The organism is Arthrobacter sp. P1_B9, from assembly GCF_056406495.1.
In genome coordinates this window covers 35569-55545 of record NZ_JBFUAA010000022.1, presented here as the reverse complement: position 1 = coordinate 55545, position 19977 = coordinate 35569, and the positions used below count along the sequence as shown (strand labels likewise).

The following is a 19977-nucleotide window of genomic DNA, read 5'->3' as shown; positions in this document are numbered from 1 at the left end:
CTCGTGGCCCGCGGGCTGGAGCACCGCAAGGGCGCTCCGGAGACCTTCGACGGTGCCGGGTACGTCGCGTTGCTCCGCCGGCTGCGCTCAGAGACCTCGCGGGAGATCTTCGCACCGGTCTTCCGCCGCGAAGTCAACGACGCGATCGCCGGGGCCATCGCCGTCCGGCCGGAAACACGCCTGATCATCACCGAGGGCAACTACCTGCTCTTGGACGAGGCCCCATGGAACGAGGTCGCATCCCTCCTGGATGAAACCTGGTTCGTCGAACTCGAACAGGGCGAACGCCTGCGCCGGCTCACCGCCCGGCACCTGAGGTTCGACAAGGACCCCGCCATCGCCGAATGGCGTGCAACCGGCAATGACGAACGCAATGCCCGCCTGGTAGCACCAGGAAGCCTCCGGAGCACACTCGTCATCGAACACACACCCGCGACCGTCCCGGCGCCCGGCCACGAATAAGCGGCCGGAAACCGGGCCGCGGCTTCACGGCGCCCCGGCATTATTCCCTGCCTGGGACACAAGTGCCCGAAGAGGCTAATCGTTGCTCACCTGACGTGCCTTCGTAGCCCCTTCTTAGCATCAGCTCGCCATAATCGCTGCTATCTGCGGCGTAGGCAGACTCACGGACTGCGGCAGTGACAGACTTCCGGTGTTGGGAACACATTCCTCCCGTCTTGCGAAATGCCGGCAAGCCTCAGTTCTGGGCACGGGGTTGGTGCTGGTGTTTTGGGTCTTGCTGTCAAAACCGACGGGGGATGGGACGGCTAACTGCACACGCAACATCTGCCTCGGACCCGGCCGTCCCGTCCTCTCTTGCTTAGGAGGCCGCCGCGTTGGCCGGTGGCAAATTATCCAGGCCGAGCCAGGCCAGGGCTGCGGTGACGAGGGCTTCGGTTCCGGTCTGCAGGGTCGGCTGGAGGACGGGCAGGAACATCGGCGAGTGGTTGGCCGGAACGTCCTCCAGCACCCGGCCGTCCCGTACGGCAGCCCTGTAGGTCTGCGGGTCCGTTCCGCCGATGCCCCAGTAGGTGTAGGGGATGTTGCCGGTCCGGGGAATATCGCTGAAGTCCTCGCTGGCGGTCTGGAGCTCGAGGCTGCCGGCCCGGTCGCCGAAGTAGGTGCTGAAGGCCCCGGCCACGCGTGCGGTTGTTGCCTCGTCGTTGACCGTGAGCGGAAAACTGTCGAAGGTTTCGAAGTCCGGTTCTTTGGGGGAGCCGCTCGCGGCGCACTCGGCTTGGACGGCACGTCGGACAGAGTCGAGAATCCGCTGCCGGGTGGCGTCGGTGTAGGTGCGCAGGTTCAGTTCCATGACCGCCTGGTCGGGGATGATGTTGCTCTTGGTTCCGGCGTGAAGGCTCCCGACGGTGAGGACGGCAGGTTCGGTGGGTGGGGTTTCGCGGGAAATGATTGCCTGCAGGCGAAGGACGATCATGGCGGCTAGCACGACAGGATCAATGGTGTTCTGCGGCATTGAGCCGTGGCCGCCGCGGCCGTGGACTGTGATGCGGATGCTGTCGGCGCTGGATAAGACCGGGCCGGACCGGGTGGCGACGTGGCCCGAGACTCCGGGCAGCACGTGCTGGGCGAGTGCGACGTCGGGCGGGGGGATGCGATCAAGGAGAGCGTCGTCGAGCATGCCGCGGGCTCCGTCGCCGGTTTCCTCGGCGGGCTGGAACAGGGCCACGAGTGTGCCTCGCCACTGGTCCTGGTGCTCGGCGAGCAGTCTGGAGGCGCCCAGCAGGCATGCGACGTGGATGTCGTGTCCGCAGGCGTGCATGACGGGCACACGGTCCCCGCCCTGGTCTTGGGCTGTGATCGTGCTTGCGTGGTCCGCGCCGGTCCGTTCCTGCAGGGGCAGCGCGTCCATGTCGGCCCGGAGTAAAACCGTTGGCCCGTTGCCGTTTTGCAGCACCGCAATGACACCTGTTCCCCCGATCCCGGTCTCCGTTTGGAAGCCGTAGGAACTCATGCTGCGCGCCACATTGGCGGCGGTGCGGCGTTCCTGGTGTGAGAGCTCAGGGTTTTGGTGGAGGTCCTTGTAGAAGTCCTCCTGTTCCGGGCGGATTGACTCGTAGTGTTGCAATATCTGTTCGGTCGCGGCCACGAGGTCTCCTTTCGTCCGGCTCGAGCGTCCTGCCCTGCCCCCAACCTACGCCGGGCCGGTCCGACCTGCTAGGTCTTGCCCGGTCGCGCGTCGTGCCGGGACCGGGCAGCGTGTGGAACCCGCCACCGGAAGTGCAGGGAGAGCACCCGCAGGGTGAAGACCGCGGCCGCGACGCAGAGTTCCGTCACGGCGTTGAACAGGCTCAGCTGCCACAGGGCTGTGATCAGGGCCGCTCCCAGTAGGGCCGGGACGGCGTAGATGTCCCGGGGGTTGAAGAGCTGCGGGTCCCGGTTGGCGACGACGTCACGCAGCAACCCCCCGCCGACCCCTGTGGTGACGCCAAGCAGGGCGGCGGAAACGGGGTTCATGCCCGCGTCCAGGGCCGAGACTGCTCCGGTAGTACAGAACAGTGCCAGGCCGCCGGCGTCAAAGACCAGCAGTGTCCGCGGGAACCGCTGGACACGGCGTGCGAAAAAGTAGACCAGAAGTGCAGCGGCCACCGGCGGGACCAGATACACCGGCTGGGTGAAAGGCGTCGGGGTAACGCCGATGATCAGGTCCCGCACCACGCCGCCCCCGAGCCCGGTCAGCGACCCCAGCAAAAGCGAGCCCACTATGTCAAAGGCCCGCCGCGCGGCGAGCAGGCAGCCCGACACGGCGAAGAAGAACGTTCCTAAAAGATCTAAAACCAACGACCAGGTCACATCCGCCGCCTCTCGTGTGCCCGCAGCCACCGGCGCTTTCTTAGGGGGCGCTTTCCTCGGCGCTCTGAGCGACGGCTGCGTCTTTGGCCATCAGTCTCCTCGCTCCCGAAGCTGACCTAAAGCCGTTGGATTTCGCATGCCCGAGGACAGACCAAATTGGCGCCACCTTTCCATAACATCGCTATCGGCCGAAGGCGGGAACTCGCAGTTGTCGGAGCCTGCTGCTCGCAGCGAGTTGCCGCAAAGCACACCGTCGGTGAGGTCGAGCAGCTCAGAGTCCAGCCACTCGTAATTGGGCAAGTCGCCGCCTCGACGACCTCGTCGGCCTCGATGATCTCTCCGGACGCGAGGGCTTTATGGCCGGGATGTACTAGAACGCCAGCGAGCTCTTGCGAATGTCGAATCTAGAATCTACACTCTAGGGAAACGGTCAAGTGTGGCCGTAGTCACTGAGAGGGAAAGCAATGTCGCTTGCGCTAGCCGCGTTGTCACACGCGCCGTCATTTGGAAACGTTGATCCGGGCGGGACGATCTTCGCGGAAATCAACGATGCCCTGGGCGAGGTTCGGTCGTTCGTAGAGGATTTCGCTCCCGATGTCACCGTGACCTTCGGTCCGGATCACTTCAACGGCGTCCTTTACTCGATGATGCCGCCGTTCGCCATCGGCGCGCAGGCTGTCGGCGTCGGCGACTACGGGACATTCGAGGGCCACCTGCCCGTTGACTCCGAAGTGGCACGTGAGTTGCATGCGCTGACCATCGCGCAGGGGATCGATATCGCCCGTTCGGAACGGTTGGAGGTCGATCACGGCGTGATGCAGCCGCTGGAATTCCTCTTCGGCGCGGGGTTCACCCGTCCGTTCGTGCCTGTTTTCGTCAACGCGCTTGGTAAGCCCCTCACTCCCATGTCCCGTATTCGGATGATGGGCGAGGCGATCGGCCGGGCGGCCCAGCAGCTGGACAAGCGCGTTCTCCTGGTGGCCTCGGGCGGCTTGTCGCATAACCCCCCGATCCCGGTGTATGACGGTTCGCCTGAGCCGATTCAGCAGCGCCTCGTTTCCTATTCGCCGTCGAGGGCGGACCGGGCTGCCCGCGAGGGCAAGATCATTGAGGGCATCCAGGCCATTGCAGATGGCCGCGCCTCGAGTGCACCGCTTAACACTGAATGGGACCAGAAGCTGCTCGACGTGTTCCGTTCGGGCTCCCTGACCGACGTCGACAACTGGGATAACGACGAGTTCATCGCCGAAGGTGGCAGTGCCGCCCACGAGATGCGGTCCTGGATTGCAGCCTTCAGCGCCCTGTCCACCGCGGGCGACTACAACATGGTGGTCGACCGGTACTGGCCCGTCCGGACCTGGGGCGCCGGGTTCGGCATCACAGCGGCCATCCCCAACGCAGTATGAGCCAGAAGACAATGTGGGAGCAGATCGCGGATCTGCCCCACACCCTTGAATTCGTGCAGGTGGGGGAGTGGAACACCCGCGTCCTGTCCGTCGGCGCGGGGGAGCAGACACTGGTGCTCCTCAACGGCACGAGCGGCCACATCGAAGCGTGGACCCACAACATACGGGTACTGGCCCAGACGTACCGGGTCATCGGATACGACTATCCGGGGCACGGCTATTCGACGCTCGCCGACGCCGATCTGGAAATCCCGGACTATGAGGCACACTTGCTCGAACTCCTCGACGTACTCGGACTGGATCGGGTGCACCTCATCGGGGAGTCCCTGGGCGGCTGGATAGCGATCAAGTTCGCTGCGCACCACCCTGAGAGACTGCGAAGCGTTGTCCTCAGTGCACCCGGCGGTCGAATGATCAGCAACAGCTCGATGGCCCGGGTGAGTCCGGTGAGCCGGAGGGCTGTCGAGGAGCCGACGTACGGGAACGTCAAGGCCCGACTGCAAGTGGTCATTCACGATCCTGAACAGATCACCGACGAGCTCGTCGAGGTCCGTCGGGCCATTTATGGGCGCCCCGGCTTCATCAAGTCAATGGAGCACATCATGGCGCTCCAGGTGCCTGATATCCGGGCGCGAAACCAGGTCACCGATGAACATTATGCGGCCATCCCCGTGCCGGCATTGCTCGTGTGGACCGACCACGAGCCAACTGGTGGCGTAGCGACGGGCGAGTCTCTGGCGGCAGCAATACCGGACGGTGAATTCGTGCTGATTCGCAACGCCGCCCACTGGCCGCAGTGGGAGGACCCCACCAGCTTCAACGACAAGACACTCGACTTCCTCCGCAGAAAGGCCTGACACAGATGTCGGACATCATCACGGAGATCGCTGGAGATCTCTACAACGCGCGCACACTGCGCACCCCTATCGAGTTTGTGCGCCATCGACTGCCGGACAACGACAAGGATGCGGCCTACCGCATTTCCGAGCTTGTGACGCAGCGGCGGGAAGCCGCAGAAGGCCGCTATCGCGTCGGCCGCAAGGTGGGCCTGACCAACCCGATCGTTCAGCAGCGCGCCGGGGTGGACGAGCCCGACTACGGGATCATCCTCGACAACATGACGTTTGAGTCGCCGATTGAGCGGCCGGCATCGGAGTACTTCCATCCGAAGATCGAAGCGGAAATTGCCTTCGTCCTGAAGTCCGACATCCTGGACTCGGACTTGGCCTCAGTCGAAGCCGCCATCGATTACGTCACGCCGGCAATGGAGCTGGTGGATAACCGCTACTTCAGCTACAAGATGGGCATCGTGGACACGATCGCCGACAACGCAGCCTGCGAGGGTATTGTCACCGGACCGGTTCGCATCCCCTATGGCGAAATCGACCTCAAGCAGGTCGAAATGGTCCTGTACCGGGGAGAAGAAGAACTGACGCGCGGCATCGGCGCGAACGTCATGGGCGACCCCATCTACGCGATCCAGTGGCTGGCCGAAACTTCCCTGGGGATCGGCAAGCCCCTCCGGGCGGGCGAGATCCTGCTTTCCGGGTCCATTGGGCTGATCGTTGACTGGGATCCCAACGTGACGTACACCGCCAAATATTCACACGGCCTGGGAAGCGTCGTCGCCCTTCTGACGGAGGCCGTCGATGCGTGAGATCACCATGGAAACGCGTGTGGCCATCGAGCAGCTCATCTCGGAACTGCTATGGCGGCTGGACCACGGCAAGGCTGACACCGCGTGGGAGCTGTACACGGAGGACGCAGTCACCACCGGACCGCTCGGGAACATGGATGGCCGGGACGCCATCAAAGCCTGGGGCCAACGCCGCGCGAAGATTACCGGCGTCGTTGGACGACACATCATTGGTGGCATTCGGCTGGCATGGGTGGGTGAAGAACTCCACGGCTGGACGCAGTACATGACGTTCCGGGATTCCTCGGAGAACCCGTTGATGCCCGCCAGCGTAGGCGAATTCCGCGAGGTCTACCGGCAAGTTGACGGCGACTGGAAGATCGCACGGCGCGAGATCGCGCCCATCTTCGGCGGGCTGAACGCCGCCGCCCATGCGAAGCGGCTCGCAGAAAGCACAGCCGAATGAAGTGGGACAGCCGCGGCGGGCAACCGCCGGCGCTTTTGCACCAGGCGCTCGCGTCCCTGTCGGTGACGGAGTGGGCTCTGGCTGCAGGCTACGACGGCGTCGTCGTGGACCTCCAGCACGGCGAGGTCGGGCTGGAAGCGGCGTGCACAATGTTGCGCGCTGCGCCCCGGGATTCGGCGTACAGCTATGCCCGGGTGGGAGGTCTGGATCCGGCCCCCATCCTGCGGCTGCTCGACAGCGGTGCACGCGGGATCATCGCACCGACCATCGAGTCCGGGGAACAAGCGGGCATGCTCGTGGAAGCGACCAAGTATCCCGGGGTGGGGAACCGGAGCCTCGGCCCCAGCCGCCCCACCCTGTACCCGGGCCAGCCCTACACCGAGGCGGGAAACCTTGCCGTGTCCACGATCGCCCAGATCGAAACGGTTGCCGGCGTCGAACACGCAGAAAGTATACTCACCACCCCCGGGCTCGACTCGATCTACATCGGTCCCGCGGATCTGGCAGTCTCCTACGGACTCCCGGGGAGGGGGGACTGGGAGGACGGTCCCGTGCGCGACGCCATCGTGCACCTGTCCACGTTGACCAGGGCGCACGGTGTCACGCTGGGCATCTACTCAGGATCGAGCGCCTACGCCGCTGACCTCTTTGACCGGGAGCTCGTCGACTACGTCGGCCTCGGCATAGACCTTATCTTCCTGAGCCGCGCGGCTCAGGACTCCATCAAGACCCTGAGGGGTACAAAATGAGCGACCGCAAGGACGTTATTATCATCGGAGCGGGCCCGGTCGGATTGACCCTCGCCAACCTCCTTGGACAGTTCGGCGTGAGCACGGTGGTCCTGGAAGGCCGTGACGAACTCATCGACTACCCCCGTGCAGTGGGCATCGATGACGAGGCGCTGCGGACCATGCAGACCATCGGACTGGTGGAGAAGGTGCTTCCGCACACCGTCCCGGATCAGAAGATCCGGATCGTCAACGGCGACCGCAAAATCCTTGCGGAGATCAATCCCACCACCCGCGAGTTTGGCTGGCCCCGCAGAAACGGCTTCATCCAGCCCCTTGTCGACAAAGCGCTCCTGGAAGGTCTCGCCCGGTACCCGCACGTCGAGGTGCGCTTCGGCAGCCAAGTGAGCGCCTTTGCCTCAGATTCCGACGGCGTGACGGCCACCGTCAGTACCGCGTCGGGCGAGGAACAGGTCACCGGCAGGTACGTCGTCGGCTGCGACGGCGGCAGGTCCTTGACCCGGCAGCACCTTGGGCTGGCATTCGAAGGAGAAACGCGGTCGACCCGCGGACTGGTCATCGACGTCGCCAACGACCCCATCGGCACCCCGCATGCGGTCTTTGGCGGGGATCCAAAGCGTGGGTACGCGACACTTGGCCTGCCGCACGGAATCCGCCGCTGGGAATTCACGCTGTTCGAGGGTGAATCTGAAGAGCTTGCCGAAGACGATGCGTTCGTCTTCGACCTCCTTGCCCCCCATGTGCCCGATCCCGCTGKCCTGAACATCATCCGCCGTCGGGTTTACGCCCACCACGCCCGTGTAGCCGAGAAGTTCCGCGTAGGACGATTCCTGCTGGCCGGCGATGCTGCCCACGTCATGCCGGTGGTTGCTGGCCAAGGCTGGAACTCCGGCATCCGGGACGCGCTGAACCTTGGGTGGAAACTCGCTGCAGTGGTTCAAGGGAAGGCCAGCGACAAGCTGCTCGATTCCTATGAAGGTGAACGGCGTGAACACGTCAAGGCCATGGTGGCGTTGTCGTTGAATATGGCGAACCTCGTCACCGACCACAACAGACTGCGCACGGCGGTCCGCGACATGGCAGCGGCCGTAGTAGACAAGATGCCGAAGGCCCGTGCCCGGCTCAACAGCCAGGGCTACAAACCGATGCCCAAGTACGAGCACGGCGTTGTGGTTCCGTCCGAGCTCCCCACGTGGAAGGCGTTGCCTGATCGGGGGGATGCCCCGCGCGCAGTGGGCACGTTGTTCCCGCAGCCCACGGTCCGGAACGAGGAAGGCCGTTCGGTCCTGCTGGACGACGCCACCGGCCAGGGATGGCGGGTCATCGTATGGAACAACGATCCACGGGCGTTCGTCAGCGAGGCTGAGGCGCAGACACTGGCAGGTCTCGGCGGAACCCTTGTGCACGCCGTGCCGGCCACGCAGCTGACGTGGGCGAAGGCTGCGGCAGCGCCGGGGGTTCGCGTGGTTGGCGACGAAAGCGGCGTGTTGAAGGCCTGGTTCGACGAGAGGCCCTTCTCGGCGATCGTTGTGYGGCCCGATCACGTGGTGGCCGCCGAGTGCATCGCCCAGGAACTGAACGACGTTCTCAAGAAAGTATTCAGCGTGGCCGACGTCGCATTGGCCTTTCAAAACGCATAATAGGCAGAAGAATGCATAATTCGTTGACAAAAATTTAATCAAGAAATACTGTTGCTGCAACTCGTCAGTCCAGGCGGTAGGCGGGAAGGCCCGCGCAGCATTCACTCAAGGGAGAGCGAATTTTATGAACATCAAGACAAGCCGCGCCGCGGCCGTTGGCGCCATGGCACTTGCCCTGACACTCAGCGGCTGTGCGGCCGGGTCTGTGGACGGCAGCGCCTCCACGGCGGCCGCGAGTGGCTCCGCCGGGCTCACCAAAGTCAACTACGGAATGTTTCCGTCCAACACCGTTGCAGCGCTCCAGGTTGCCATCGACAAGGGCTACTTCAAAAAGCAGGGCATCGACCTCAAATTGGTCGTGGGCGCGGGCAGCAGCGCGGCACAGTTGCCCGCACTCGCGACCGGGGAGCTCGACTTCATGCTGGCCAGCCCGGTCACAGCACTGACGGCAACCACGCAGGGCCTCGATGTCCGCATCGTTGACGGTGTTACCCAGAACGATCCCAAGATCGTGGAAGACTCAACCGCCGTGGTTGTTGGCGCCTCCTCGGGTATCAAGAGCGCCCGTGATCTCGAAGGCAAGAAGGTCTCGGTCAACGCACTGGGCAGCATTGGAGAAATCGGCATCCGTGAAGCCGTCGCCAAGGATGGTGGGGACCCGAAGAAGGTGACGTTCGTCCAGTTGTCATTCCCCGAGGTTGCAGCCCAGATCGAAGCCGGCCAGATTGATGCAGGGATGGCGGGTTCGCCCTTCATGCAGCAGGTAGTGGCCAAGGGCGGCCGGGTGGTCAGCGACTTCATCCATGACACAGGCCTGGGCGAGAATGAACTCGTAACGATCTCCAGTGGAAAGGTCGTGGACGGCAACACTGACCTGGTCAAGCGGTTCCATGCAGCCATGAAGGAAGCTCTGCCGTTCCTGACTGCGAACAATGACCTGATCCGCGCGGCAATGCCTGCTGCGCTCGGCACCGATCCGGCCGCCGCAGCGAAAGCACAGCTCTCCCTGTACAACGCGGATGTCTCGAACGAGACCATCCAGTTGTTCGCGGATTTGCTTGTCAAGTACGGCATCGTGAGCACCAAGCCAGACGTTGACAAGGTGATCTGGAAGCCGTAACCCCGTTGTCGGGGCCGTTCGTCGGCCCCGACCGCCCATTGATCGCAACAACTGAGAGCAGAACAAACCGTGGAAACGCAAACTCCAACCCTGAGCAGCGTGGCTGTGAGCACCCTGCCTACGCGGGAGCACAGAGTGCGTCGTGCTGCCCGGTGGACTGCTGTCGGGCCCTACGTCCTGGGTGTCACCGGCATCCTCGCCGCACTCATCATCTGGGAACTCTACTCAGCCTTTGGCCCGGTCAGTCAGCACCACCTGCCACCACCGTCGGTGGTGCTTCCAACATTCTTCACCAACCTGACCTTCACCCAATTCTGGCTGACCATGGGGCAGACGATGTGGGCGTGGTTCCTGGGGCTCGGCATCGCCACCCTCGGTGGTGTCGCCGTTGGCCTGCTCATCGGATCCAGCAACTTCCTGCGGTCTGCGACGCACACTACCATCGAGTTCCTCCGCCCCATCCCGGCCGTGGGACTGATCCCATTGGCTGCACTGCTGTTCGGACCGAGGATCGGCGCCGAGCTCATGATCGTCGTTTACGGTTGCTTTTGGATCGTCATGATCCAGGTCCTGTACGGCATCACCGATATCGACAAGGTGGCAAATGACACGGTTCACACCATGCGGATGACATGGCTGCAGCGGGTCCGCCACCTCGTACTACCAACGCTTTTGCCATACCTGATGACCGGCATTCGGATCGCGGCCACAGTCGCACTGATCCTCGCGATCAGCTCAGAGCTCATCGTCGGCACGCCGGGGATCGGCCGGTCAGTCGCGCAGGCCCAGCTCAACGACAACCCGCCAGCCATGATCGCCCTAATCCTCACAGCCGGTCTGCTGGGCATCCTGGTAAACGTGATATTCCGCTTCATTGAGCGCAAAGTGCTCTTCTGGCACAGCTCAGTCCGTTCGGAGGTGGCGGTATGATCGCCCTCAGACGCCTAGGTATGTGGTTCGGCCTGCCGGCCGTCCTCATCGCCATCTGGTGGGCGGCCACAGCCCAGGGAGTGAACTTCTTCGTACCCAAACCGGACAAGCTGGCCAGCACTTTTGCCAAGGTCTGGTTCAGCGAAAAGTTCTTCACGGACGTTCTCCCCAGCCTGGGGCGACTTTCCATCAGCCTCGTGATCTCCATAGTCCTCGGGGTGGTCCTCGGGGTTGCGATTGGGCTCTCACGGAACTTGCGCTGGCTTCTCGAGCCCCTGCTCGAATTCATCCGGGCGGTACCCTCAACGATCCTCATTCCGGTTCTGCTACTGCTGATCGGTATCAATGACACGATGAAGGTCACCGTCATCGTCCTCGGCTGTCTCTGGCCCATCCTGCTCAATACTGTGGAAGGCGTGCGGTCCCTTGATGAAGTCCTGACCAATACCGCCCGCGTCTACGGCCTCCGTGGATTCGACCGCATCCGCTACCTCGTGCTGCCGGGGGCCTCGCCGCTCATCATGGCCGGCGTCCGCCACAGTCTCGCTGTCGGCCTCATCCTCTTGGTCGTCTCGGAGATGTTCGCTTCGACCGACGGCATTGGCTATTCGATTATTAACTTCCAAAACCGCGTCGCGATCCCGGAAATGTGGAGCGGCATATTCCTCCTGGGGATCATAGGAGTGCTGCTTTCGGTTGTATTCCAGGCGATCCAGAAGCGTGTTTTGGGATGGTACTACGGTCTTAAGGAGGCCTCGAATGACGGCTAACAAGTCGGAAGTCCGACTCAGTGTCCAGCAGGTGCGCAAGGTCTACGGCGTAGGCTCGCGCAACGAAGTAGAGGCCGTACGGTCCCTCACTTTCGATCTGCATGCTGGCGAGTTCGCCTGCCTCGTGGGGCCGTCCGGCTCGGGGAAAACAACGCTGCTGAAATGCATCGCTGGCCTCCTCGAGCCCACCTCCGGCGACGTGGTGCTCGACGGCCGGCGCGTTGCCGGCCCCGCCGAGGGCATGGCAGTGGTCTTCCAGGAGTACAGCCGCAGCCTGTTCCCTTGGCTGAGCGTCGAAGACAACGTCGAACTGCCGCTGAAGACCTCCGGCGTGCCAAAGGCAGAACGCAAGGTCCGCGTCAGCGAGGCTCTCGAGGCCGTCAGCCTGTCCCACGCAACCAAGAGCTACCCCTGGCAGCTCTCGGGTGGCATGCAGCAGCGCGTCGCAATTGCCCGTGCTGTCGCCTCCAACCCCAGCGTTCTGCTCATGGACGAGCCCTTCGCAGCAGTCGACGCGCAAACCCGAGGAGAGCTCGAAGACCTGGTCCGGGATGTCTGGAAGCGCTTGGACATGACCATCCTCTTCGTGACCCACGACATCGACGAGTCCGTTTACCTCGCGGAACGCGTTCTCGTACTGTCCAGCTCGCCGACCATTATCCAGGCCGACATCCACATCGACCTTCCGGACGTCCGCAGCCAAGCTGACACCAGATCGCTTCACCGCTTCGGCGAACTGCGCCATCAGGTCTACGAGGAAGTCCAGTTCGCCAAGACCAACCCGGGTGGCGAACGGACGGCAGCCCGCGGGGAGTTGCGCGCATGAGCCCCAAGGCAAGCGCTGACGTCGGCACTACTGGAGCTGTCAAACCGGAGACGGGCAAACGTCGCCGGGTCCACCAGTCCACCCCTGAAAACGAACGCGCCATTCTTGAGGCCGTGCTCCAGCTCGCGGTCAAGGTGGGCTACGAGGGTACGACGATGGCGGAGGTGGCCCGCGTGGCCGGCCTTCCCATCGGCTCGGTGTACTGGCACTTCGAAAACAAGGAAGGCTTGTTCGCCGCGCTGATCGACTACTGCTTCGAAAACTGGAAGACGCGTCACCGGGGACCGGAAAACAGGGCCATCCTCCGCACGAGTATCGCCGGATCTGCGGCCAATTCAGCCGATCCGGAGAACGCACAGGAAGCATTCTGGATCATTGGCCTGCTCTTTGCATTGGAGAAGCGGCTGGCGGGGAACGCTGCACGCCAGAAGTACCTGGAAGTGCGCGAGGAGATGTACGAACTCATGGTCGAGGCTGTCACGCCGGGTCTCCCCGCCGCAGCCTTGAACGTGAAACCCGACCTCGCGCGCAAAGTGGTCATGCTTGGCCGCGCCCTAACAGATGGTTTTTACATATCGGCATCAGCGGGGGACAAGGTCGACTTTGCAGAGGCGGCAGAGCTCTCTGCACTGGCCATGGAGAAGCTCGTCCAGCACTACGCCGAGCTTGGGGCTGCGGCGGATCAACCATGAGCGGTTCCGATCCCGTGGCACTGGTGATTGGAGGTGGACGCGGCATTGCTGCCGCCGCTGTTCGCGCGCTGGCGGACGACGGATTTCGTATTGCCGCACTTTCACCGTCCGGCAGCGCGATGGAATTGGCCCGCAGCCTGGGCGGCGTCGGAACCAAGGGCTCCAACCGGTCCATTGGGGACCTGGAGGCAGTCACGGACCTGGCGCTGACCACGTTCGGACGCATCGACGTCGTGGTTAATAGTTCCGGACACGCAGCCAAAAAGCCTGTGCTGGACATTAGCGATGAGGAGTGGGCGGAAGGCTACGAGATGTACCTGCTCAGCGTCATCCGCATGGCTCGGATGGTCACACCCCATCTGGTTGCGACAGGCGGCGGAGCGATTGTCAACGTCTCCACGAGTTCCCCCTATGAGCCCAACCCCGACTATCCGGTGTCAGGCACGTTCCGTGCGGCCCTGGGTACCTTCACCAAGTTGTACTCCGACGAGTACGGGCCATCCGGAATCCGAATGAACAACGTTCTTCCGGGCTTCACGAAAGAGGATCCGGGCACTGTGCCGGGGGAATGGACCACTCGAATACCTTTGCGCAGGGCTGCCAGCACCCAAGAGGTGGCCCGCGTCATCAGGTTTCTCGCCAGCGAGGAAGCCAGCTACATCACAGGCCAGAACATCCGAGTGGATGGCGGCGCGTCCCGCTCCGTGTAGGGGCCGACGCTGAACGAAAGGTTACAGCTATGACACTTGGTGTGATTGCCGAAATGGGCTATCTCGCAATGCGGACCCGCGACTACGAGGAGTCGCTCGAGGTGGCGACTGACGTCCTCGGTCTGCGCATGACACACAACGACGACAATAGGGCCTATTTGTCCGCGGCGGACCGTCACCACGAGCTCGTCTACGTCAAGGGCGAGGAAGACGGCATAGACCATATCGGCCTTGTCGCGGACAGCCCGGAGGGTTTGGAGGTCATTCGGAAGCGTCTCGAAGCCGGAGGATTTCCCATCCTCACGCGGAGCCCCCTGGAACGCGAGATCGGCGAGGGCTTCGCCGTCATGGGCCCGGAAGGCTACCTTTATCACGTATATGTCGGAATGAAGACTTACCGTCATGGTCCAGCTTCCTTCGGACCGGACCGCTACGGCCACATCAACATCCACCCCCAGAATCCGACGGCGATGAAGGACTTCCTCGTGGAGTTCTTCGGCTTCAAGGTCTCCGACGTCATCGGTAAAGACTTCGGATATTTCCTGCGCTGCAATCCGGACCACCATGGCATCGCGCTCATCAAGGGACGCGGCACACTGCACCACCATGCATGGCAGACGCAGTCCGTGGCCGACCTCGGACGACTCGCGGACCGCTTGTTCGCCCGGGGCCGTCGTCTGATCTGGGGCCCGGTCCGTCACGGTGCAGGCCACAACATCGCTGCATACTATGTCGAGCCCAACGGAACTGTAGTCGAGCTCTACACGGACCTTGAGCAGATCCACGAGATTGATCGTCCTCCCATCGAGTGGAGCCAGGACGACCGGACATGGTTCAACCGGTGGGGCGTCTACAACGGCGAGGATTTCCGCTCACATGGCGTCTTCCCGGTCTCGTTGGACTAAGCGGCCGCCGTGCCGTTCCTACTCGTGGGACGGCGCGGCCTCTGCGGCGGCGCGGAATTCGGCGGCTTCAATAATGTCGATCGTGCGCATGTAGTGCTCACGCAGCAGTCTGGTGGCCGTCGGCGCATCCCGCGCGATGGTCGCCTCGAGGATCGCACGGTGCTCGGCCTCGATATCCCGCGATTGTGCACGCTGATCCGGGGCCGTCCACAGCCGGTAAAGGGCAGTGGCTTCCCCCAGGGTTGCTGCGAAGTCCTGCAACAGTGGGACAGGGCAGGCTTCCAGCAACTTTGCGTGGAAGGCCTGGTGGGCGAAGAACCACTCGGAGGTGATGTGGTTCGGATCTTCGGTCCCCCGGCGAGGGGTCCGCTCCAGCCGATGGTGGACAGCGAGGAGGTCGGACTCCCACGTGACGTCGCCGTGCTCGATGGCCAGGGTCAGACCGTATTCTTCCACTCGACAGCGAAGCTCGCCCAAGCCACGCAACTCTTCCAACGTGTACTCCGAGATGAAGAAGCCCCGATTCGGGCGGAACTGCAGCAGCTTTTCACCCGCCAACCGAACCATGGCCTCCCGGACCACGGTCGAGCTGGCGGCGTAACGCTTGGTCAGCTCGCCGATCGGCAGGTTTGTGCCAGGGGCCCACTGTGCCGCGAAAATATCGGCCCGCAACATGTCGCGGACCCCCACGCTAATCGTCTCTGCATTCGCTTGTCGTGCCATGAATTCAGACTACACATACGCACTGACCATGTGAAAGTGCGTTATTGACCGAAGAATGCATTCTGGATACAGTTCAAGCAACAACAAGATTCCCCGACGGCGAATGCCGTCGGCACCAGAAAGGACTTACATGCGCTACGCGAGTTACCTCACCCCGGCAGGACAGCCCACCTGGGGTCTGGAGAACGACGGCCAACTGTTCGACCTGGGTCCCAGCGGCGTCAATCTTTCTCCTTCACTTCAGTCGGCGATTGTGGACGGCCTGCTTGCCACGACGCCGGAATCCGACGGTGCGCCGGTCCAGCGGGTGGAAGGAACCCAGTTCCTCCCACTCCTGGCTGCGCCCGGCAAGGTGATCTGCATCGGTGTCAACTACCGCAGCCACCGCGAAGAGACGGGGCGGGCAGACGTCGGAAAGCCGACGGTATTCACACGTTTCTCCGACACGCTTGCCGCGCATGGAGCCGACTTGCCGATTCCCAGCGAGAGCGACATGTACGACTACGAGGGCGAGGTCGCATTGGTCGTGGGAGCTCCCGCGGATCACGTCAGACCGGAGGATGCGTTCAAGGTCGTCGCCGGCTATGCCGCGTTTAATGATTTCAGTGCCCGTGACTGGCAGCGCCACACCGGACAGTGGACTCCCGGGAAGAACTTTCCGCTCAGTGGCGCATTTGGTCCCTACTTCATGACTGCCTCCGAGGTCGGAGACGTCACAGAACTCGTCGTTGAGACGAGGGTCAATGGAGAAGTCCGGCAGCGCGCTGCGGTTGCGGACCTCATCTTCGACATCCCCGCGATCCTCGAATACGTGACGGCATTCACCCCGCTGTCCCCGGGTGACGTCATTGTGACCGGAACCCCCGGAGGCGTGGGACTGTTCATGGAGCCGCCGACGTTCCTCGCCCCCGGCGACGTCGTCGAGGTTGAGGTCGGCAAACTCGGCACCCTGCGCAACGTTCTCGTCGCCTAAAGATGCGCGAAGGTAACGCCATGGACGACTTCGATGTCGCGGTTGTCGGCGCCGGTCCGGTGGGATTGACTGCGGCGCTGCTGCTCGCCGACGGCGGCGCCCGTGTCGCGCTGCTCGACGCCGCCAACGCGCCGATGGACCTGCCACGGGCCATCAGCATCGCCGACGAAACCTTTCGGACCATGGACCGTTTGGGTCTTGCCGATGCGCTGAAGGAGGAGTCACTGCTCGGCACCGGGAGCCGCTATTTCGGATTGAACGACAGGCCCCTTGCCTCGTCGAAACCCGCTCCGTCCCGCATCGGACATCCAGCCAAATCGCAGTTCGACCAGCCCGTACTGGAAGACCTCCTCTGGACTAGAGCCAGCAACGATAAACGCATCTCTTTTCTCACCGGTGCCCAGGTAAACAATATTGCCCAGGATGCTAAGGGAGTTACCGTCGGTTATCAATCGGCATCCGGCGGAGGCACTGTTGCAGCAGGATGGCTTGTAGGTGCGGATGGTGGGCGCAGCTTCGTGCGTGAGGCACTGGGCATTGACCTGGTCGGATCAACCCAGCAGGAGCGCTGGGTGGTCATTGACCTGGTCAACGTTCCGGGCGCCCGCGAGCCCTACGCCGAGTTCCACGGCAACGGGACGCGCCCTTACGTTCTCGTCCCCGGGATCAAGGGGCGGCTGCGCCTGGAGTTCATGCTTTTCGACCACGAAGACGCGGACGCGATGACGGCATCAGCAAAAATCCTGGAATTGTCCCGCCCTTTCCATTCCAAGGTTGGGCCGGAGGACGTCAGACGCGCTGTAGTGTATGTCGCCCACCAACGCATCGCGCGCACCTATCGCTCCGGCCGCTCGTTTCTTGTAGGCGATGCAGCACACCTCATGCCGCCTTTCTCCGGGCAGGGGCTAAACGCCGGACTGCGCGACGCACTCAACCTCAGTTGGAAACTTCTGGAAGTCCTCCGCGGCCACGGCACGGACCGTTTGCTGTCGACCTACGAATCCGAACGTCGCTCCCACGCAGCCAAAATGGTGAGGGTTTCCCGTCGGACGGGCGCGGTGGTCATGGCCGTGGGCCCGTTCCGGACCACCTTCCGGGACATAGCCTTCCGTACGGTCAGCCTGATCCCGGCAGTTCATCGGTATTTGGGATCAATGCGTTTCATTTCGCCGCCCGACTGCCGCGATGGACTTGCCGTAAAACCGGGACGGGACGTTGATGGCCGCCTGGGGGCCTGGGTAGGTTTTGCGCTGAGCCAACCATCGGTGGCAGACCTTGACGGATGGACCACACCGCTCGATGCCCACCTCGGCGATGGCTGGGCTCTCATCACCCTGAAAGCCGAAGGCACCAGATCCGCCAAACCGGACCAGTTCTGGGCTTCACTCCGTGCCCGGCGGCTTCGACTGGCAGGCACTTCCACGACGCCAACGTCGGAGGACGGTGGCCCGTTCCTGCTCGATGCCGAACGTGTGCTCGCTATACCGGGTCTCTCCAAGCCCCACACCGTGGTGGTTCGCCCTGACCGCTATGTCGCTGCGGTATTCACTGAGGAAAGCGAACAGTCCGTCATCAACCAACTGCGTTCTTACGTCGACCCCCCGTCACGGCGCTGACCCACTTTCAAGGAGGAATTAATGCCCAGCATGCAGGACTCGCGATCAGAGACCGCCCGATTCGACGATCTCTATTGGGAGTCAAACTCAGAACCCATCGATGAAGACGATGCCCTTTTGGAGGACATGGCCGCCCAAGCGGAGCTTCCCGTGCTGCTCGCCGCGATCGCGGCGGCGCTCGGCGATACATCTTCGCTCAGCGACGACCTTCAGCCTCCCTTGAGCCTGGTGGATACCCAAGCCCATCCACACGGGGGCATGTCGCCGGACCAGCAGGAACGCGCCAAGGCAGTGGCGTTGGCCGGGTTGCGTGAACTCCGGGACAACGGGATCACAGCAGTTGATCTGCTCCCGGATGAGACCGTCACTGATCTCCTGCGTTTCCTCACCGCTGGGCGTGAGCATTGGTACGGTTCGCTGAAACATGAGCTTGACCTCGCCGCGGACAAAGGCGGAGCGCCGCAATGGCATTTCGATGACGTAGCTGATGGTCGCGAGTTCCCCGTGCTCATAGTCGGGGCCGGTATCGCCGGTATCGCTGCGGCACATAGGTATAAGCAAGCTGGCGTGCCCTTCATCGTCGTCGAGGACGCTCCCATGCTGGGTGGGACGTGGGCCAAGAACTCCTATCCGGGTGTCCGGCTCGACACCCCGACTTTCGGGTATTCGTACTCGTTCGCGCAGCGAGGCGACTGGCCCCACCAGTTCGCGCAGGGAAGAGACGTTCTCGACTACGTCCGCGACGTCGCCGAGCGCGCGGGAATCGTTGAGAATATAGAGTTCTCCACCCGGCTGAACGGGCTGCGCTGGGACGAGCGGACCCGCATTTGGAAGGCAACCACCCGCGATGCCGCCGGGAAGGAGCAGACCAGGAGCTTCGCGGCTGTCGTGAGCGCTCTCGGCCAGTTGGACCGCCCCCACATCCCCCACTTCGAGGGCATCAACCAGTACCGCGGTGTCACCATGCACTCACAGGAGTGGTCACACGAGGCGGACTACGCGGGAAAGCGCGTCGCTGTTATTGGCACAGGCGCCAGCGCTTACCAAATTGTCCCGGCTCTGGCAGACGACGTAGCAAAACTCGTGCTCTTCCAGCGCAGCGCACCCTGGATGCTGCCGGCACCGAACTATCACGACGACGTCACCGACGCCTTCACCTGGCTGCGACGCAAGGTGCCGCACTACGCGCAGTGGTACCGCCTTTGGGCGACGGTCCAGGGTATCCCCGGCCGATTGCACACCGTGACGGCAGAGGAAGGCTGGCAGGGAGCCCCATTGAGCGTCTCCCGCAAGAACCAAGAGGTCCGGGAGGTGCTGACCGAACGGCTCGCAGCGCAATTCGCGGAACGCCCTGACCTGCTGGCTCATGCGGTTCCCAACTACCCTCCGGGCGCAAAACGGATGCTCCGTGACAACGGAGTGTGGGCCGCCGCCCTCAAATCCACGCACACAACGGTGGTCACTGCCGGTATCGATCGATTCTCCGAGCGCGGGATCATCGACAATCATGGCGTGGAGCATGAGGTCGACATCGTGGTTTTCGCCACCGGGTTCAAGCCCTCTGACTACCTCGATGAGGTTGAAGTCATCGGACGGGACGGTGTGGAAATCCACGACTTCTGGCAAGGCGATGCCCGCGCCTACAACGGCATCACAGTCCCCGGCTTCCCCAACTTCTTCCTCATCTATGGCCCCAACGTCGGAGGTGTCGTCGCCGGGAGCCTGCACTTCATGATTGAACGTGCCGTCGAGTTTTCCCTCAAATCTGTTTACGAGATCCTGCAAAGGGGTGTCGCCGCCATCGACGTGAAGCCCGCCGCCCTCGACCGCTTCGTGGACTGGATCGACGCTGGCAACCGCCGGATGGCCTGGGGGCAACCCTATGTCCACACCTGGTATCAGAACGCCCACGGCCGTGTATCGCAAGTCTGGCCCTATACGAACGCGGAGTATTGGCAGATTACCGAGGCGGTCAGCGAGAGCGATCACGAGTTTATTGCGTGA

Annotated in this window: 20 protein-coding genes; 17 read left to right on the top strand and 3 right to left on the bottom strand. The window is 62.9% G+C overall.

Features of this window, described 5'->3' with window-relative positions:
- Positions 1 to 462 (top strand): nucleoside/nucleotide kinase family protein (locus tag AC1D1A_RS20620; protein ID WP_476948597.1); only part of this gene is annotated, 462 nt, incomplete at its 5' end.
- Positions 463 to 820: 358 nt separating this feature from the next.
- Here AC1D1A_RS20620 and AC1D1A_RS20615 read toward each other — a convergent pair.
- Together AC1D1A_RS20615 and AC1D1A_RS20610 are read right to left on the bottom strand one after the other, a co-directional pair.
- Positions 821 to 2107, bottom strand: a complete 1287-nt coding sequence (locus AC1D1A_RS20615) for an amidohydrolase (RefSeq protein ID WP_476948596.1) — start codon at positions 2105 to 2107, stop codon at positions 821 to 823.
- A gap of 68 nt (positions 2108 to 2175) precedes the next feature.
- Entirely contained in the window at positions 2176 to 2811 is a 636-nt protein-coding gene (locus AC1D1A_RS20610) for a trimeric intracellular cation channel family protein (protein ID WP_476948595.1), read from the bottom strand.
- Between the two features lie 464 nt (positions 2812 to 3275).
- Between AC1D1A_RS20610 and AC1D1A_RS20605 the strand changes: the two genes are divergently transcribed.
- From AC1D1A_RS20605 to AC1D1A_RS20545, 13 genes are all read left to right on the top strand, one after another.
- The gene (locus AC1D1A_RS20605) at positions 3276 to 4217 is read left to right on the top strand and encodes a 3-carboxyethylcatechol 2,3-dioxygenase (protein WP_476948594.1); all 942 of its coding nucleotides are present in this window, start codon (positions 3276 to 3278) and stop codon (positions 4215 to 4217) included.
- Positions 4214 to 5074: an alpha/beta fold hydrolase gene (locus tag AC1D1A_RS20600; protein ID WP_476948593.1), complete on the top strand. Its 861-nt coding sequence runs from the start codon at positions 4214 to 4216 to the stop codon at positions 5072 to 5074. Before AC1D1A_RS20605 ends, AC1D1A_RS20600 begins: the two co-directional genes overlap by 4 nt.
- A gap of 5 nt (positions 5075 to 5079) precedes the next feature.
- Positions 5080 to 5874: a 2-keto-4-pentenoate hydratase gene (locus AC1D1A_RS20595; protein WP_476948592.1), complete on the top strand. Its 795-nt coding sequence runs from the start codon at positions 5080 to 5082 to the stop codon at positions 5872 to 5874.
- A complete protein-coding gene (locus AC1D1A_RS20590; protein ID WP_476948591.1) occupies positions 5867 to 6319 on the top strand; it encodes a nuclear transport factor 2 family protein in 453 nt (150 codons plus the stop codon). The genes AC1D1A_RS20595 and AC1D1A_RS20590 overlap by 8 nt, the downstream gene beginning before the upstream one ends.
- On the top strand, positions 6316 to 7068 hold the full coding sequence (locus AC1D1A_RS20585; RefSeq protein WP_476948590.1) for an HpcH/HpaI aldolase family protein: 753 nt from the start codon (positions 6316 to 6318) through the stop codon (positions 7066 to 7068). Before AC1D1A_RS20590 ends, AC1D1A_RS20585 begins: the two co-directional genes overlap by 4 nt.
- On the top strand, positions 7065 to 8708 hold the full coding sequence (locus AC1D1A_RS20580) for a bifunctional 3-(3-hydroxy-phenyl)propionate/3-hydroxycinnamic acid hydroxylase (RefSeq protein WP_476948589.1): 1644 nt from the start codon (positions 7065 to 7067) through the stop codon (positions 8706 to 8708). Before AC1D1A_RS20585 ends, AC1D1A_RS20580 begins: the two co-directional genes overlap by 4 nt.
- 124 nt (positions 8709 to 8832) lie before the next feature.
- Positions 8833 to 9828, top strand: a complete 996-nt coding sequence (locus tag AC1D1A_RS20575) for an ABC transporter substrate-binding protein (RefSeq protein ID WP_476886902.1) — start codon at positions 8833 to 8835, stop codon at positions 9826 to 9828.
- 105 nt (positions 9829 to 9933) lie between these two features.
- Positions 9934 to 10758 (top strand): ABC transporter permease, encoded by an 825-nt coding sequence (locus AC1D1A_RS20570; RefSeq protein ID WP_476948588.1) that lies wholly within the window; start codon positions 9934 to 9936, stop codon positions 10756 to 10758.
- Positions 10755 to 11528, top strand: a complete 774-nt coding sequence (locus AC1D1A_RS20565) for an ABC transporter permease (RefSeq protein ID WP_476886900.1) — start codon at positions 10755 to 10757, stop codon at positions 11526 to 11528. The genes AC1D1A_RS20570 and AC1D1A_RS20565 overlap by 4 nt, the downstream gene beginning before the upstream one ends.
- Positions 11518 to 12354 (top strand): ABC transporter ATP-binding protein, encoded by an 837-nt coding sequence (locus AC1D1A_RS20560; protein WP_476886899.1) that lies wholly within the window; start codon positions 11518 to 11520, stop codon positions 12352 to 12354. The genes AC1D1A_RS20565 and AC1D1A_RS20560 overlap by 11 nt, the downstream gene beginning before the upstream one ends.
- Complete coding sequence (locus tag AC1D1A_RS20555) at positions 12351 to 13046, top strand: TetR/AcrR family transcriptional regulator (protein ID WP_476886898.1); 696 nt, start codon at positions 12351 to 12353, stop codon at positions 13044 to 13046. The genes AC1D1A_RS20560 and AC1D1A_RS20555 overlap by 4 nt, the downstream gene beginning before the upstream one ends.
- Positions 13043 to 13756, top strand: coding sequence for an SDR family oxidoreductase (locus AC1D1A_RS20550; RefSeq protein ID WP_476886897.1), 714 nt, complete (start codon positions 13043 to 13045; stop codon positions 13754 to 13756). The genes AC1D1A_RS20555 and AC1D1A_RS20550 overlap by 4 nt, the downstream gene beginning before the upstream one ends.
- 29 nt (positions 13757 to 13785) lie before the next feature.
- Positions 13786 to 14661 (top strand): VOC family protein, encoded by an 876-nt coding sequence (locus AC1D1A_RS20545; protein WP_476948587.1) that lies wholly within the window; start codon positions 13786 to 13788, stop codon positions 14659 to 14661.
- Positions 14662 to 14679: 18 nt separating this feature from the next.
- Here the strand turns inward: AC1D1A_RS20545 and AC1D1A_RS20540 are convergent, their stop codons facing one another.
- Positions 14680 to 15384: a GntR family transcriptional regulator gene (locus AC1D1A_RS20540; protein WP_476886895.1), complete on the bottom strand. Its 705-nt coding sequence runs from the start codon at positions 15382 to 15384 to the stop codon at positions 14680 to 14682.
- Positions 15385 to 15514: 130 nt separating this feature from the next.
- On the opposite strand from AC1D1A_RS20540, the gene AC1D1A_RS20535 reads away from it, so the two are divergent.
- Genes AC1D1A_RS20535 through AC1D1A_RS20525 form a run of 3 tightly spaced genes read left to right on the top strand, consistent with a single transcriptional unit; the run spans position 15515 to position 19977 of the window.
- Positions 15515 to 16357, top strand: coding sequence for a fumarylacetoacetate hydrolase family protein (locus AC1D1A_RS20535; protein WP_476886894.1), 843 nt, complete (start codon positions 15515 to 15517; stop codon positions 16355 to 16357).
- A gap of 2 nt (positions 16358 to 16359) precedes the next feature.
- Complete coding sequence (locus AC1D1A_RS20530) at positions 16360 to 17973, top strand: FAD-dependent monooxygenase (protein ID WP_476948586.1); 1614 nt, start codon at positions 16360 to 16362, stop codon at positions 17971 to 17973.
- Positions 17974 to 17994: 21 nt separating this feature from the next.
- Positions 17995 to 19977 carry a flavin-containing monooxygenase gene (locus AC1D1A_RS20525; RefSeq protein ID WP_476948585.1) on the top strand — a complete coding sequence of 661 codons (1983 nt, stop codon included), beginning with the start codon at positions 17995 to 17997 and terminating at the stop codon, positions 19975 to 19977.

Bases quoted from the DNA above. Each gene is read 5' to 3' on its own strand.
- AC1D1A_RS20605 (WP_476948594.1), top strand. From the start codon at position 3,276: ATGTCGCTTGCGCTAGCCGCGTTGTCACACGCGCCGTCATTTGGAAAC.
- AC1D1A_RS20600 (WP_476948593.1), top strand. From the start codon at position 4,214: ATGAGCCAGAAGACAATGTGGGAGCAGATCGCGGATCTGCCCCACACC.
- AC1D1A_RS20595 (WP_476948592.1), top strand. From the start codon at position 5,080: ATGTCGGACATCATCACGGAGATCGCTGGAGATCTCTACAACGCGCGC.
- AC1D1A_RS20590 (WP_476948591.1), top strand. From the start codon at position 5,867: ATGCGTGAGATCACCATGGAAACGCGTGTGGCCATCGAGCAGCTCATC.
- AC1D1A_RS20585 (WP_476948590.1), top strand. From the start codon at position 6,316: ATGAAGTGGGACAGCCGCGGCGGGCAACCGCCGGCGCTTTTGCACCAG.
- AC1D1A_RS20575 (WP_476886902.1), top strand. From the start codon at position 8,833: ATGAACATCAAGACAAGCCGCGCCGCGGCCGTTGGCGCCATGGCACTT.
- AC1D1A_RS20565 (WP_476886900.1), top strand. From the start codon at position 10,755: ATGATCGCCCTCAGACGCCTAGGTATGTGGTTCGGCCTGCCGGCCGTC.
- AC1D1A_RS20560 (WP_476886899.1), top strand. From the start codon at position 11,518: ATGACGGCTAACAAGTCGGAAGTCCGACTCAGTGTCCAGCAGGTGCGC.
- AC1D1A_RS20555 (WP_476886898.1), top strand. From the start codon at position 12,351: ATGAGCCCCAAGGCAAGCGCTGACGTCGGCACTACTGGAGCTGTCAAA.
- AC1D1A_RS20550 (WP_476886897.1), top strand. From the start codon at position 13,043: ATGAGCGGTTCCGATCCCGTGGCACTGGTGATTGGAGGTGGACGCGGC.
- AC1D1A_RS20545 (WP_476948587.1), top strand. From the start codon at position 13,786: ATGACACTTGGTGTGATTGCCGAAATGGGCTATCTCGCAATGCGGACC.
- AC1D1A_RS20540 (WP_476886895.1), bottom strand. From the start codon at position 15,384: ATGGCACGACAAGCGAATGCAGAGACGATTAGCGTGGGGGTCCGCGAC.
- AC1D1A_RS20535 (WP_476886894.1), top strand. From the start codon at position 15,515: ATGCGCTACGCGAGTTACCTCACCCCGGCAGGACAGCCCACCTGGGGT.
- AC1D1A_RS20530 (WP_476948586.1), top strand. From the start codon at position 16,360: ATGCGCGAAGGTAACGCCATGGACGACTTCGATGTCGCGGTTGTCGGC.
- AC1D1A_RS20525 (WP_476948585.1), top strand. From the start codon at position 17,995: ATGCCCAGCATGCAGGACTCGCGATCAGAGACCGCCCGATTCGACGAT.